8 protein-coding genes are annotated in these 15231 nt (G+C 73.0%); all 8 read right to left on the bottom strand.

The annotated features are described in order from the left end of the window. The gene (locus tag O7620_RS11595) at window positions 1-5745 is read right to left on the bottom strand and encodes a type I polyketide synthase (RefSeq protein ID WP_278123041.1); all 5745 of its coding nucleotides are present in this window, start codon (window positions 5743-5745) and stop codon (window positions 1-3) included. Further along, complete coding sequence (locus O7620_RS11600) at window positions 5742-6755, bottom strand: enediyne biosynthesis protein (protein WP_151488429.1); 1014 nt, start codon at window positions 6753-6755, stop codon at window positions 5742-5744. Before O7620_RS11600 ends, O7620_RS11595 begins: the two co-directional genes overlap by 4 nt. Before the next feature lie 5 nt (window positions 6756-6760). Next, the gene (locus tag O7620_RS11605) at window positions 6761-8710 is read right to left on the bottom strand and encodes a CRTAC1 family protein (protein WP_278123042.1); all 1950 of its coding nucleotides are present in this window, start codon (window positions 8708-8710) and stop codon (window positions 6761-6763) included. Window positions 8711-9086: 376 nt separating this feature from the next. Continuing rightward, window positions 9087-10073: a DUF1702 family protein gene (locus O7620_RS11610; protein ID WP_278123043.1), complete on the bottom strand. Its 987-nt coding sequence runs from the start codon at window positions 10071-10073 to the stop codon at window positions 9087-9089. 70 nt (window positions 10074-10143) lie between these two features. Further along, on the bottom strand, window positions 10144-11205 hold the full coding sequence (locus O7620_RS11615; RefSeq protein ID WP_278123044.1) for a carboxymuconolactone decarboxylase family protein: 1062 nt from the start codon (window positions 11203-11205) through the stop codon (window positions 10144-10146). Continuing rightward, entirely contained in the window at window positions 11202-12857 is a 1656-nt protein-coding gene (locus O7620_RS11620; protein WP_278123045.1) for a GMC family oxidoreductase, read from the bottom strand. The genes O7620_RS11615 and O7620_RS11620 overlap by 4 nt, the downstream gene beginning before the upstream one ends. Next, on the bottom strand, window positions 12854-13384 hold the full coding sequence (locus O7620_RS11625; RefSeq protein WP_278123046.1) for a DUF5987 family protein: 531 nt from the start codon (window positions 13382-13384) through the stop codon (window positions 12854-12856). Before O7620_RS11625 ends, O7620_RS11620 begins: the two co-directional genes overlap by 4 nt. A gap of 294 nt (window positions 13385-13678) precedes the next feature. Then, entirely contained in the window at window positions 13679-15211 is a 1533-nt protein-coding gene (locus O7620_RS11630; RefSeq protein ID WP_278123047.1) for a polyketide synthase dehydratase domain-containing protein, read from the bottom strand. Window positions 15212-15231: the final 20 nt, after the last annotated feature.

The following is a 15231-nucleotide window of genomic DNA, read 5'->3' on the forward strand; positions in this document are numbered from 1 at the left end:
TCACGACCAGCCGTCGGTGAGGACGGCCAGGATGACCGGCACGGCGTCGTCTCCCACGGTGGTGGCGAGGGTGGCCACCCGCACCGGACCGGAGGCGAAGACCAGCCACCCGTCGCGTCGTACCGGGGTCAGCGCCACCGGCGCGTGCTCCGGCAGGCCGATCTGACCCAGGCAGGCCAGGACCGCCTCGATCCGGGCGCCGGCGCTGTCGCGGTCCTCGCCGGGACCGTCGACCAACTGGTCGAGCAGCGTCGCGTGCCGGCCCAGGACCGCCGACCACTCGTCCGCGGCCCGCGACGGCACCGGCCGCACGTCGGCGCCGACCTGGGCGATGGCCGCCACGGCGAGGCGGAGGCCGGCACCGTGGCTGACCGCCACCGACCGCTCACCGACCTTCTCCGGACGCCCGTCGCCGTCGTGGCGCAGCGACACGGCGTGCCCGAGGGCGCGACCGACCGCCAGGGCGTCCGGGTCGTCGGCGGTTCCGTCCGGTTCGACGGCGACCGCCACGGTGGCGCCGATCAGGTCGCCCAGGGTCCGCTCCAGGTAGGAGCCGAGCAGCGGCGCCACCCACGGACCCCGGCCGTCCTTCTTGCGGACGGCCCGCAGGTGCAGACCCTCCCACCGCTCGACGACCTCGCCGGTGCCGTTTCGCAACGCGATGTCGTAGACGTAGGTGTCACCGTCGCGCTCCCGCTCGGTGGCGCAGTAGCGCAGCGGCCCCTCGGTGCCCAGCCGTGGCCCGGCCGGGTACAGCCGCTCGATGGCCACCGGCAGCAGCGTGGCGTCCGGAACGCAGACCTGGTTGCCGTGCATCAGCGCGTCCCGGACCCCCGGGTCGCCGAGCAGCAGGGTGCCCGGCAGGTACGCGCTGAACCAGTCCGTGTCGGGCACGGCCGCCACGTCGGCGTCGACGTCGCGGGCCGCGGCCCGGTGGAAGCCGCGCAGCCGCTGGAAGCGCGCCCCCTGGAAGAGGGTGCCGCCGTACAGGTCCCGGGCCGGGTCGAGCGGCACCGGCGGCAGGTCGTCGGCGACCTGCTCCGGCGGGCCGGCCGGCGCCGGTGCCTCGACGAAGCGCAGCACCGCCTCGAAGTGGTCGGCGGCGAACCCGGTGTCCGCGGCGCGGATCACCGCCCGTACGGTGTCGTCGCTGGTGACCAGTGCCGCGATCCGGATGGTGGTGCTGCTCAGCGGCGGCACCACGATCGGTCGGGCGAAGCGGGCCTGCTCGATGACGGGTGTCTCGTCGCGACCGGTGACGGCCATGGCCGCCTGCGCCATCGCCTCCATGCCGAAGACCGCCGGGAACAGCAGGTTGCCGTCGAGGAGGTGGTCGGGCAGGTAGAGGTCGCTACCGGCGGTCAGTTCGACGTCGGTGACCAGCTCCACACCGTGGTAGCGGACCTGGGGCCGGTCGACGAAGCGCAGCAGGGGCAGCTCCGGCTCCTCGAAGCGCAGCGTGTCGAGACCGTCGGCCCGGCCGCTGGCCACCACCACCGGTGGGGTGTCCGGGTCGGTGACCAGTCGACGCAGCATCGCCACGCCCTCGTCGGGGGTGATCGGCGTGATGCCGTCGCGGGTCAACGACTCGACGACGGACAGCCGCTCCCCCATGCCGACGCCCGACCAGACCGACCACTCCAAACAGATGGACCGGCAGTTCGGGTGGGCGTCGGCGAAACGGCGGGTCTGCTCGGCGAGCCGGTCGTTGGCCGTGGCGTAGTGCGCTTCGCCCCGCAACCCGGCCCGGCCGATGATGCTGCCGAAGGTGACCAGCAGCTTCAGCCTCTCCGGCTCGATGGCGTCCAGGACGGCGGCGAGCCCGCCGACCTTGGGTGCCAGCGCACCGTGGAAGGCGTCCATGGTCAGCGAGGTGAGCGCCGCCGGCTCGTTGCGCCCGGCGCCGTGCAGCACACCGGTGACCGGGCCGAGCTGACGCTGGGCCTCGTCCACGGCGGCCTGGACCGCGAGCGGATCGGTCACGTCGGCCTGGAAGTACGCGGCCTCGACGCCGGCGGCGGCGAAGCGTTCCAGGTTGGCCGACAGCTCCGCGTCGCCGGCGAGGTCGGAGCGGCCCAGGACCGCCAGCTTGGCTCTGGCGTCGACGGCGAGGGCGAGCGCGCACTCGGCGGTGATGCCCTTGCCGCCGCCGGTGACCAGCAGCACGTCACCCTCGGTGAGCGGGGCGTCGGTGCGGGCCGGAGCGATCGGCAGGGCCCGCAGGACCTGCTCCCGACGTACGCCCGAAGGGTCGTAGTGGACCTCTCGGTAGCCCTCGGTCGCCGCGACCTCGGCCAGCACCCGCTCGGCGGCGTCGAGCCCCGCCGGCAGCTGCACCACCGTGGTCCGGATCCGGGGTGCCTCCAGCCGCAGGGTGCGAGCCAGGCCGCTGGCACCGAGGCCGTGCTGCACCACGACGAAGCGGTCGCCCGCCCCGTCGGCCAGGACCGCCTGTGCCCCCTGCAGAGCCGTATTGAGCTGCTCCGCGGTGCAGTCGGCCGGCAGCCACACCAGGACGCCACCGCCCACGCCGCCGGTGGCCAGCGCCTGGCGGACCTGCTCGGCGCGCGGGTCGGTGTGCCCGCCGAACAGCTGCCACGTCCCGGCCGGCTCGGCCGGACCGGGGGTCGGCGCGGGTGTCTCGGCCAGGTCGACCGCGAAGGCCCGGATGAAGGTGTCCACGCCGGCCACGGACACCGGCTGCGCCAGGTCCTCCATCAGGCCGGTGCCGATCAGGGTGTCCAGCGCCTCGGCGACCTCCCGCACGGTCGCGGTGGCGACGTTGGTGGGCAGCCGGGACGGGGGTACGCCGAGGCGTTCCGCGGCCTGGTTGACCACCTGGCTGACCGTGATCGAGCTGAGGTGCAGGTCGTCGAGGAGTCGGCTGTCCTCGCGGACCATGTCCAGCGGCAGCTCGGCCCGCTCGGCCACGAGCTGGCGCAGCGTCATCGCCGCCGACTCACCGGTGGGCGCGTCACCGGCCGCCGGGGCGGCCTCGACGGCCCGCTGCTGCGACTCGGGCAGCGTCACCTCGGGCACCGTCTCGCAGGGGCTGGTGAAGAAGGTGAACTCCTCGGTGTCCTTCAACGGTCGGATCAGCCGGCCGTCGAAGAGCTGCGGGTGCACCCGAGCGGCCCCGACGACGTACGTCGCCGCGGCCACCCGCAGCACGCTGGCGACCGTCTCGTCGTCGGTGTCGAACGCCACCGTCGGCACCGACACGTCGCCGCGGGCCAGGTCGGACAGGATGCGTCCGGGCCCGACCTCGACGAGCAGATCCACCTCCTTCGCCGCCAGCGCGACGGCCTGCGTGAACAGCACCGGATCGGTAATCTGGTTACGCAGCAGGGCGGCGACGTCGGTGTCCGGCGGCAGTTCGGCGCCGGTCACGGTGGAGATCACCTGCCGGTTCGGCGGGTTGAAGCGCTCACCGGCGAGGTACCCGCCGAACGCCTCGGCCGCCTCGGCGACCAGCGGCGAGTGGAAGGCGTGCGAGACCCGCAGTCGCTTTCCGGCGACACCGGCCGCCTCGGCGCGCTCCAGCACCCGCTCGACCGCGTCGACCGGACCGGAGACGACGGTCTGCCGCTGGCTGTTGTAGCCGCCGATGACCACCGGGTCCTCGCCGAGAAGTCGGCGTACGGTCTCCGGGTCGGCCGGAATCCCGGCCATCGTCCCGTCGGGCCGGCCGTGCTCGGCCATGGTCCGGCCCCGCGTGGCGGCCATCCGCAGCACCGACGCCAGGTCCATCACCCCGGCCCAGTGCAGAGCGGTGAGTTCACCGAGGCTGTGCCCGACCGCCACGTCGGCCTCGATGCCGAGCGCGGAGAGCACGCTGAGCCCGGCCACCGACCCGGTGACGATGCGGGGCTGGGCGACCTCGGTGGCCACCACGTCACCGGTGGGCAGCGCCGCCTCGGTGACGATCCGGTCGGCCTGGGTGAACCGGCGCCGCAGCGCCTGCGCCGGCCGTCCACGACCGGTGCCCTGCCCGGGAAAGAGGAAGCCGACCCGGGCGGTGCCCCGGGCATGGCCGAGGAAGGCCCGTCCGTCCACGGCGTACAGCCGGGTCTCCCCGGCCTGCAGGGCGGCGTGCACCCTGAGCAGCTGGCGTTCGGCGTCCTCCGGCGAGCGGGCCACCACGGCGGCCCGGTACGGCCGGTCGCCCAGCTCCCGGTAGAGGCCGGCGGCCAGGTCACCGAGTTGCGCGTAGGAGAGCCTGATCACCTGCGCGGCGAGGGTGCCGATCCGCTCGGCCAGCTCGGCCGGGGTGTCGGCGTCCAGCGCGAGCAGTTCCACGTTCTGCGTCCGGGATGCCATCGTGCGGGTCCGGGCGTCCGGGGAGCGGCGGGCGTTGTCCTCGCCCTGCAGGACCAGGTGGGTGTTGATCCCACCGAACCCCATGGCGGTGATCCCGGCGCGCAGCGGCGCGTCGGCCGGCCACGGCTCGGCGGCGGGGAGCACCCGCAGCGTCGCGTCGGCCGAGGTGAGCACGTCGTGTGGGTCCTCGCACCCGACGGCCGGCGGCAGCACCTGGTGATGCACCGCGAGGACGGCCTTCAGCAGGCCGGCGACGCCGGCGGCGGCCTTGGTGTGCCCGATCATCGCCTTGATCGAGCTGATCGCGGCCGGTGTGCCGTTGGCGCCGGCGGCCCGGCGGGCTGCCGTCAACGCCCGCAGTTCCGTGGCGTCGCCCACCTCGGTGCCGGTGCCGTGCCCCTCGAACAGGGCGACGGTCTCGATGCCGAAGCCGGCACGCTCGTACGCCCGGCGCAACGCCAGCCGGTAGCCGTCCTCCTCCGGGCGGGTGATGCCGCCCTTGCCGTCGGAGGACACGCCCCAGCCGGCGATCGACGCGTAGATCCGTCGGCCCTGCGCCACCGCGTCCTCGTGTCGCATCAGGACGACCATGCCGCAGCCCTCGCCCGGCCAGAAGCCGTTCGAGCCCCGGTCGTAGACCTTCATCTCGCCGCGGGCCAGCGCGCCGGTCTTGGCGAAGCCGATGATCTCGAACGGGTCGATCGACAGGTCGACCCCGCCCGCGACGGCGACGTCCAGTTCGCCGTCGGCCAGGCCTCGGCAGGCGGTCAGCACCGACAGCAGCGAGGAGGAGCAGGCGCCGTCGACGGTGTAGCCGCCGCCCTTGAGGTCGAAGTAGTTGCAGATCCGACCGGCGATGGTGTTGGACAGGCCGCCGGCCAGGGTGTCCTCGTCGATCTCCGGGAACGGCGCCTTGTAGCGGCCCTCCAGGGTGCCGAGGAAGTCGGCGAGCTGGTCGTCGTCCCAGCCCTGCTCGCGCAGGGCCGCGCCGACGGTCCGCCGGACGTACGGCCAGCGCAGCCGCAGCACGTTGGCGCGGGCGAACTCACCGGTGAGGGTGTTGCCCACCACCACGCCGGTCCGCTCGCGGGGCAGGTCCTCCCCCATCGGGAAGCCGGCGTCACCGAGGGCGGAGGCGGCCACGTCCAGGGCCAGCCAGTGGGTGAGGTCGGTGGACCGGTACGTGCTGCCGGCGATGCGGAACTTCACCCGGTCGAACTCGTACCCTTCGATGACGGCGGCGTTGCGGGCGTAGAACCGGTCCGGGGCGCTGCGGTCGGCGTCCCAGTAGTCGGCCAGTCGCATCCGCTCGTCCGGCAGGCGGCGGAAGGCCCGCCGTCCGGTGACCGCGTTCTCCCACAGTTCCCCGGGGGACGCGGCGTCGGGATATCGGCACGCCAGGCCGACGACGGCGATCCTGCTCATGCCGGTACCGCCTCCTTGTGCGAGTTCGGCTCCGCGGCGACGAGGGGCCCGGTGCCGGTGGAGATCGAGGCGGGCAGGCCGCCCGCGGTGCCCCCGCCGTCGGCGGCCTCCCGCTGCAAGCGGACCTTGTTGGAGATGTGCAGGGCCCACAGGTACAGGCCGCGGATGAGGCAGACCGTGGCGGTGGCGAAGAAGAGCCCGTACGCGATGCCCGCGCCGGTGATCAGCCCGTAGACGGTGGCCACGCCGGCACCGAAGGCGACCTGCGAGGCGGGGCTGGACGGGCTGGTGCCCGGATCGGTGATCATGTAGTTCGTGAACAGCACGAACGCCACGCTGGTCATCATGCCCAGGGCGCCCAGGATGGCGGTGTCGAGGATGAGCCCGCGTACCACGGCCTGCAGTGCGAACGCGGACAGCCAGCCGAGGATCAGCCACATCCGGTTGGTGAGCTTCGCGTTGAGCATGGTCCCGGCGGTGATGATGATCGCCGGGATCAGCCAGTCGCCGATCGCGGTGGTGTGCTCGGTGAAGTGGTACGGCGGGGCGATGCTGGCCCAGGGGAACAGGATCAGGATGACCGCGATACCGAAGTTGGACGGGTTCATGTAGTGCCGCAGCCGGCCCCGGACGGGTGCCCGCAGGATCCACTTCGCGGCGATCGCGACGGTGACCCCGAACATCATCACCCAGACCCGGTCGTTGACGTAGGTCAGCATGTTCACGGCCAGCGAGGTGATGTGCGCGGGGAGGAGGAACTCCATGAACCCGCGCTTGCCGCCGCCGAGGAAGCGCGGGGCGCGACCCTCGGCCCGGGCGCCGATGGCCTCGAGCACGATCTCGACGGTGTACCCGGTGGCGAGTGCGATGAAGGGCCACAGCCAGGGCTGCTCGAAGCCGAGGTAGGTGTAACCGACGATGTTGAAGATCGTGATCGACATGGCGAAACGCCGTAGAGCAGTCGTGATCTTGGCGTCGTGCCGGATGGGGTTGGTCGTGGTCTCGGCCATGTCCGTTACCTCTCGTTGGCCTGCGAGCCGAGCTGCACGTCGTGCCAACCCGGGGTCAGCTGAAGGTCCTGCTTGCGAATCTGTCCGGTGCGGTCGCGCCAACAGAGGCTGACCTTCACCGGGCCGGTGACGTTGGCGCCCAGCCCGATGTGCACCTCGTTGCTGCGCTTGCCGGAGTGCCCGCCGCCACCGTCCACCTTGGAGACCAGCGTGCGGCCGTCGGGCGTGGTGACGGCGACCTGGGCGCCGACGGCGGGCGAGCCGCGGCCGGCCGGGTCGGCGGACTGGTGGGTCAGACGCAGGCCGAGGAAGGCCCCCGCGGTCGGACTGGTGTTGCGGTAGAAGATCGGCTCCGCCCACTGTCGGGCGACGGCGAGGTCGAGCCGGCCGTCACCGTCGGAGTCGCCGGTGGCCAGCCCCCGGGTGGGTACGGGGATGTCCAGCCCGATCTCGGGCGCGATGTTGACGTACCGGCCGTCCTCACCCCGGACGAACAGGTGCAGCCGCTGGTTGCCGCCAACGTCGTCGCCGGCGCGCACGTTCGGCCACCAGGCCGGGTTGTGGACCAGGGTGTCGTTGGTGGTGGCCAGCTCCTGGAGCTGGGGCCAACGGTTGACCTCACCCCGGACGAAGCCGGTGGCCTGGGCGATGGCGAGCCGGCCGCCGTTGTCGAAGTCGGCCATCTTGACGTCCCAACCCCAGCCCGACCAGGCCAGGCCCAGATCCGCGCTGCGGTCGTCGAACGGAGCGTCACCGCCGCTGAAACTGGTCTTGACCTCACCCTGGTTCTTCGCGGCGTTGATGAACGCGTAGTTGCTCTCGTGGATGCCGAACGGGGTGGTGATGTTGCTGACGAACAGGTCGTACAGCCCGTCGCCGTCGATGTCACCGAAGTCGGCGCCCATCCCCTTGAAGGAGTCCTTGCCGAGCACCTTGGACTTCGGGACGGTCGGGCCGCGAACCCCGTCGACCAGGGCGAACTCGATGTTGCCGGGGGTGGAGCGGTTGTAGAGCAGCCGGTCCGGGCCGAAGTCGTGGGCCAGGTACAGCTCGGGCAGCAGGTCGCCGTCGATGTCGGCGGCCGACGCGCCGAGGGCCCAGCCCTTGGAGACGTCCCGGGGGATCACGTTGTTGACCCGCTGGAAGGTGGCGGTCGGCTCGGCGCCGGCGGCGCCGCCGGTCCACCGGAACACGTAGTCCTCGCCACCGTTGATGCCGTTGGACATCGAGTCGTTCATCTCCACCCCGCCGTCGACCGTGTCGTCGAGGACCGGGCTGTGCGGGAAGTAGTTGCCGATGTAGATGTCGACGTGGCCGTCCCCGTCGAAGTCGTCGACCGCCACCGCGTTGGTGTTCCACAGTGGTCCGCTGTACTCGCCGGCGCCGACGCCGGGCACCAGCTCGACGGCACGGAAGGCGGTGTTGCCGAGGGCGAGGGCCCCGCCCCGGGCGAGGAAGAGGATCGGCGTACGGCCCCAGTAGTAGACCAGCAGGTCCATCCGGCCGTCCTCGTTGAAGTCACCCGGTGCGCAGCCCATCGGCGCGGTGATCCGACTGATCGGCAGTGGCGTGGGGTCCAGCGCGAACGGCTGGTACCGCTGCTCACCCCTGCCCGGTGTCGGCGTGACGATGCTCTGGTCGGTGCGGGGATCGGTGACGCAGAGGTCGTTGGCCAGGCCGTCGCCGTCCAGGTCGTTCATGGCGATGCCGGCACCTACGGAGGAGATCCAGGCGTCGATGTTGGTGTAGGCCTTGTTGACCTTCCGGACGGACTGCTGGACAGCCCCGGAGGGCAGGGCGATTCCCATGGGCTCGAACGCGTACCGGGACGCCAGCCCTGTCCGCTCCGCCGCGGAGGCGCTGGGCAACCGGACGGCGAAGAACATCCCGACCACGAGTGCGAGGCCGATGAACCCGGCGAGCTGCCGGCGCAGCAAGCCAAACGTCGCTGACATGAACTCAAGACCTCCCGTTTGTGACGGACTCGTCGGAGCGACCCACCGCGCGTCGCGGTGGCGTACCGGCCCGGGCCGGTCGGATCGCGGGCCGCGCCCGGCACCTGCGGTGTCGCCGGCCGGCCCGGCCCCGACCGGAGGCGGTCGACAGGCGACCGGTCCGGCGGCCGGGACGACCCGGACGAGGTTCGGTGCTGCCGCCCGCCCTGCGGGGGACGTGTCAGCAGATCCTCACAGGACGCCCGAACCCGGGCTACTCGAAAATTGCTGAGCATTGTCGTACATCGAATTGATGACACATCTAGATAATGCGTCCCAGGGACGGGACTCAGTTTTCGATAAAGACTCGCCAGATCACCGCGACGACTATGTGGAATTACTCCACAACAGCCCTGTCGAAATGCCGACGGATGTTCGTGCGCCAAATCTCGTACGGCGGGACCAGCCCTCCGGAGTCGGCCCCCGGAGCGGTGCCGTCGGCCAGCGCGACGGCAGCCGACACGGACAGGTCGGTCAGCGCGGCGGCGGCCACCGCCGAGTGCGGGGGCACGAAGCCCGCGTGCACCCGAGCCCGCATGGCGAACACACTGCCCAGCGCCAGCTCCGGCGCGTGCCGGCCGGCTCGGCGGCGCAGGGCCGCGAGGTCGTCCGCACCGCACCCACCGGCGAAGGTGGCGGCCAACCCGACACCGCTGAACAGGTCCGCCTGCCGTTGCGGGGCGAAGCGACGCACGGCGGCGTCCACGTCCTCCACCCGGGCGCCGTGGATGAACCACAGTGCCCGGCCGATCCCCTGGTCCACCGCACGGCCGAAGTAGTCCGGGCTCCCCTGCCAGGCGTACGGCGCGGGCACCCGCTGCTGGTCAACCCACGTGCCGACGTCGAAGTAGGCCAGGTCGAAGCCGTAGCCGTCCACCGCCAACCAGGTCATCGTCGGATGGAACGGGCCCGGCTCCAGGTCGGGCACCACCTTGCGCCACAACGGTCGGGGCAGCCGCGCCATCGCGAAGCCGATCCCGATGTAGGCCAGGAAGAGGTGTGGCGCACCCGGGCCGAGTAGCAGCTCACGGGTGCGTCGTCGGCGACCGGCGCCCATCGCGTCCAGCACGGTGAAGGCCATCGTGACGCCCTCGTACGCGAAGCCACGCATGCCGTCGTCGACCAGCTCGACCCGGTCGCGCACCTCGGTGAGGTCGCGGGCGTCGATGCCCCACTCGAAGCCGCACACGACGGCCCGGGGAATCGCCTCCAGCCGCGCGGTGGCGGGCGACGCCGGCCCGGGGAAGCCTCGGCGGGCGAAGCTGACCTCACTCAACGCCGGTGCCAGCGCGAGCTTGCGCAACGAGCCCAGAACGGTGGACATGTTTTCCTCCCGGACAGCGACGGACAGGACGGACGCCCGCCGTCGGCGGGCTGCCGACGGCGGGCACGGGTCACGACGGGCGCGGTGGCACGACCGGATCGAGCGGCACCCAGGCCGCCGCCCGGCGTGCCGCCGCCATGCTGGCCCAGGCCGTCAACTCGATCAGGGCACGATCGTCCGCCCCGCCGGCACGCACGGCGGTCACCACCTCGTCGTCGACCTGGTAGGCCGCGAACGCGGTGAGCAGCGCCAGCCGGCCGGCGGGGCGGTCGGCGGCGGGCAGGTCACCCACCGCGTCGCCGACCCAGGCCCGGCTGAGCCCCGTCGGCCGGCCATCCCAGGCGTCGAGCCGGGAGGCGACCAGGTCCCGTACCGACTCCGGCACCGAGCGGCGCCCGGCGGCGTCGACGGCCGCGGCGCCACGGGCGAGCGCGTCGGCCAGGATCGGGTTGCCGGCGGCCCAGGCGAGGTCCGGCGCGGGCGGCGCGGACGGCAGCAGCTCCAGCGCGGTGCCCGCCGGCCGGTCGCCCCGCGCCCCTCGGGCCATCAACCGACCGAAGGTCCGGCGTACGCCGCCACGGATCGGCTCGGGCACGCCGGCGGGAATCGGCGAGGGTTCGAGGAAGATGTTCACCATCCGGTTGAGGTACTGGAAGACCAGTGCGACGCCGAGAAGTTCGACGGCCTCGTCGCGGGCGACCGGGGGCACGGCGTGCCGGGCCGACGTCCGGTCCGTCGCGGCCCGGGCCCAGTCGGCGACCCGCGCCAACCGGGTGTCGGCGGGCGCGTCGCTCGCCGGCCGGACCAGGCCGGCGAGCGTCGCCGAGTGCACCTCCACGCAGTACGGGCAGGAGTTGGCCGCCGAGACCGCGGCCGCCACCGTCTCCCGGGTGGCGCGGTCCACCCGTCCGGCGGCGACCAGCGTCTCGCGCAGCGTCATCCAGCACGCGGCCAGCACCTGCGGCGCGGGCGAGTGCAGGCTGACCGGCGGCGCGAGCATGCCGAAGTCGCGCTCCACCTGCTGGTAAACGGCGGCCACCAGGCCGTCCGCCCGCTCGACCCGCACCGGGGTGACCCGCCGCACGTGCCCCCGGGAGGGCCGCCGCGCCACTCGTGCGTACAGACCGGTCACCGCCGCCGCGCTCCGCTCACCAGCGGCAGCACGGCGTCGCGGCTGCTGGTGGCCCCGTCCGGCGCGGGCGCGCCGTAGCGGACGTCCACGCCGCGTGCGCGGGCTGCCTCGACGATGCCCGGCACGGCCCGCTCGGCCAGCGCGGCGATCGTCATCGCCGGGTTCACCGTCAGTCCGCCCGGCACCGCGGAGCCGTCGGTGACGAAGATGCCGGGGTGGTCCCGCAACTCGTGCCGGTCGTCGAGCGCCGAGGTCGCCGGGTCGTCGCCGATCCGGCAGGAGGCCAGCGGGTGCACGGTGTACGCCCCGACCACGTCGTTGGTCCACGGCATCACCCGCGCCAGGCCGTCGCGCTCCAGGATGTCGCGCACCTCGGCGTCGGACAGCGCCCACCCGCGCAGGGTGTTCTCGGTCGGCTCGTAGCGCAACGAGCCCCGGCCCAGCATCTGCTGCGACAGGCGCATCGAGTTGCCGCTGGACGGCGGCGGACCGAAGACACCCTCGTTGTCGTCCTCGCTCATCGTGAAGACGGTCAGCCACGACTGCCAGCGCCGCAGCAGCTCCTTCTTCTCGATGCCGAACCAGCTCGGGCCGACGGCGTCGGGCACCTGGGCGAGGATCGTGCCGAAGCCCGGCGGGAAGTAGAGCTGCTCCAGCGAGTACCGCTCGTACTCGGGCAGGGATCCGTCGAGCCGGTCCCAGGTGGCCACACAGGGGCCCTTGCCGATCTGGTACGCCTCGTACGGCACGCCGTCGGGCCGGCTCAGGCCGAGCACGTCACGGATGCGGTCCTCGTCGAAGATCGCGGTGTTGAGCCGTTCGCCGTTGCCGGAGAAGTACCGGCCGACGGCGTGCGGCATGGCGCCGAGGGTCGGTTCCGAGCGCTGGAGGATGACCGGCGTGGCCCCGGCACCGGCGGCCAGTACGACGATCTTCGCGTCGATCGTGCCGGCGCCCACCTCGACCCGGTAGTCGACGTCGTCGAGGACGGTGTAGTGCACCCGGTAGCCGCCGTCGTCGGTGCGGGACAGGTGCTGCACCTCGTGCAGCGGGCGGATCTGCGCGCCGTGCGCCAGCGCGGCCGGCAGGTAGTTGAGCAGCAGCGAGCGCTTGGCGTCGAACCGGCAGCCGGACATCATCCAGTTGCAGTTCGTGCATCTGGACGTGTCGACCGCCGCCGGCACCGCGTTCGCGGTCCGTCCGGCGTGGTCGCAGGCCGCACCGAACAGCCCGCCGGAGAACGGCACGGTGTCCCAGGCGGTCTGGGTGACGGGCAGTGCCTCGGCCACCCGGTCGTACCACGGTTCGAGCGTGTCCCGGGACACCGCCGCCGGCCACATCCGCCGGTTGAAGCGGCCCTTGCGGTCGAAGACGAAGCGGGGCGCGCGGGGCATCGCGGCGAAGTAGACCACGCTGCCACCACCGACGCAGTTGCCGCTGAGCACGCTCATCCCGTCGCCGATGACGAAGTCGAAGATCCGGGTCGACGACGAGCCGAACTTGAAGTCGTGCTGGAAGTCCTCGCCGGTCAGCCACGGCCCGCGCTCCAGCACGACGACCCGCGCGCCGCCCGCGGCGAGGTGGTACGCGGTGATCGCGCCGCCGAAGCCGCTGCCGATCACGAGGACGTCGGTGCTCTCGGAACTCGTCATGAAGGGCTCCCGGAGGGGGTCGTGTCGGGGTGCGGTCGGGCCAGCTGCCGGCCGTAGCTGTAGGTGTCGAACCGCCACAGCCCGTCGCTGTCCGGTGCTCGGAAGCCCATCGTGGTCAGGCCGACGTGTCCGGCGGCGAGCGCGTCGACGGTGCTGGTGTGCGACCCCGCGTCGAAGGCGATGGTGCAGAACATGGCGAGGCTGATCCAGGCGTCGCACTCCGGGTTGGCACGGTCGGTCAGCCGCTGCACCAGCAGCACCCGGTCCGGGTAGTACAGCGAGACGAACGGCGGGACGTCGGCGTCCAGCTCGATACCGCTCTCGGCGGCGTACGCGCGGGCGTGCTCGTTGAGGCCGTCGGCCAGCATGTCCAACGCCGGGGCCATGCCACCCTCGGCGGAGCGGAGGACCTCCAGCGCGCCGGAGGCGACGGCGCCGCCGCCGCGTGAGACACCGGCGACGGCCCGGTCTCCCGGCCAGCGCCGCTCGCCGGGCAGAATCGTGTCGGCATACGCTTCCAGCGACATCGTCCGCGCCTGCTCTGTTTCGATTTCCCTGGGCACGGGCATCACCTCCGACGATCTCTTGAATTGGCAGAAAACGCGTTGCACGGTTGTGGCCGCGCAATGTCCGGGTCGCCGGAAACCGTCCGCGACATTCCTCCGTCGTGACGCAATCCAATGGTGGCCGGGCACCGGCACGGACACATCTCGCGATTTGCTGTCCGCGTCCACAAAGAACGCAAGCGAGAGGACGTGGCGGGCGACCGGCTCGGGACGCGACGGGGCCGCCGCGCACCGCGCGGCCACCGGGGGCGAGGATCAGCCGGCCGACGCCACCGCGACGGACAGTTCCGCCGGCGCGCCGCGCAGCGCCACCACGCAGGTGGCGACCCGCCACCGGCCGGCGGTGAGCAACACCCACCGGTCCGGGGTGTGCCGGGCGTAGGTGAGCGGGGTGACCGCCGTGACACCGACCTTGTGCAGCGACTCCAGTGCCGACCAGACCCGGGTCGCCGCCGTGGACAGCGGCTCCCCGGTCTCGGCGGCTATCAGGTCGGCCAGGGCGAGGTGCCCACCGAGCAGCCGCCGCCACTCGGCGTGTTCGCGTCGCGCGACGGGTTCGAGGTCGCAGCCGACCGGCGTGCCCGAGACGACCGCCATTGTGTACGTCCCGCCGTGCGCCGCCGACACGCACCGGCCGCCGCCCAGCTCGGGCCGCCCGTCGGGGCGGTAGCGCACGGTCGTGCGCGCGCCGAGCAGTCGGGACACGGCCAGCGCGGTGTGCTCGCGGCGCCGTTCACGGCGCAGGCCCGGCTCGAGCACCGCGGCGGCGTCGAAGCCGGCCAGTTCGCGGAGTCTGCGGTGCAGGTACGGCCCGAACACCTGCGCCGGCCACGGGCCGGGCGGGCGACCTGCGGGCACCAGCCGCAGCCGCAGCCCGGTCCAGCGCTCGACGACCCGCCCACCGGCCACCGCTTCCAGGTCGAACCGGTGCACGTCGCCGTCGCGCTGCCGGCGGAGGGCGTACAGCGTCACCTGCTCGTACGGGCCGGCGCCGGCGAGCCAGATCCGGTCCACCCCCAGCGGTTGCAGCACCGCGTCGGGTGCCCAGGCCTGCACGGCGTGCAGCAGCGCGTCGCGCAGGCCGGGGTCGCCGAGGATCAGTGGTTCCGGCGGAGCGGCTCCGAACCACCACATCGCGCTGGCCCCGGCGAGTTCGGCGACGCAGCCGGACGTGGTGATGTCGCGGTACCGCAGCAGGCGGTGCAGCCTCCGGTCGCGGCGGACCAGCGTGTCGTACACCTCGCGGGCCGTGTTGATCGCCAGCGGTGGCTGTTCGGGGTGCCGCGCGGGGGGCACCGGCAGCGCGGTCGGGACGGGCACCGTGGCCGCCGGGTGCCACACGACCGGCATCCGGTCACGCACCCCGCCGGCGCCGCGGTGCCGCAACCGGGCGCGGACGTGCTCCACCTCGTCTCCGAGGTACGCGCTGCGCAGCGTCACCGTCGCCGTGCTGGGGTGCGCGCCGGCCACCGCGGTCAGCCGCAGCTCGACGACGCGGTCGCGGGGCACCACGAGCGGCTGACCGAACTCGACCGCCTCGATCACCGGAGGCCCGTCGTGCCCGGTCAGCGCCGCCCATCCCTGCGCGACGGCCTCGAGAGCGCACGCGGGCGGGAACACCGGCGCCGCGTCACCCCCGGGGTCGTCGAGGTACGGGTCCTCCCCCGGGCCCAGGGTCGTCGTCGTGACCAGCAGCCGACCCGGTTCGTGGACGAGCACCGAGGCGGTGAAGCGCGCGGCGGGGGCACCGCCGGGCAGCGTGCGGGGCCCCGTCGTGATCCGCTCCACGGTGTCCACCCTCCCGATGT

This window comes from Micromonospora sp. WMMD710, assembly GCF_029626045.1.
GTDB lineage: Bacteria > Actinomycetota > Actinomycetes > Mycobacteriales > Micromonosporaceae > Micromonospora.

Excerpts from the sequence above, each read along its gene's own strand:
- O7620_RS11600 (WP_151488429.1), bottom strand. The coding sequence starts at position 6,755 with ATGGCCGAGACCACGACCAACCCCATCCGGCACGACGCCAAGATCACG.
- O7620_RS11605 (WP_278123042.1), bottom strand. The coding sequence starts at position 8,710 with ATGTCAGCGACGTTTGGCTTGCTGCGCCGGCAGCTCGCCGGGTTCATC.
- O7620_RS11595 (WP_278123041.1), bottom strand. The coding sequence starts at position 5,745 with ATGAGCAGGATCGCCGTCGTCGGCCTGGCGTGCCGATATCCCGACGCC.
- O7620_RS11610 (WP_278123043.1), bottom strand. The coding sequence starts at position 10,073 with ATGTCCACCGTTCTGGGCTCGTTGCGCAAGCTCGCGCTGGCACCGGCG.
- O7620_RS11625 (WP_278123046.1), bottom strand. The coding sequence starts at position 13,384 with ATGTCGCTGGAAGCGTATGCCGACACGATTCTGCCCGGCGAGCGGCGC.
- O7620_RS11620 (WP_278123045.1), bottom strand. The coding sequence starts at position 12,857 with ATGACGAGTTCCGAGAGCACCGACGTCCTCGTGATCGGCAGCGGCTTC.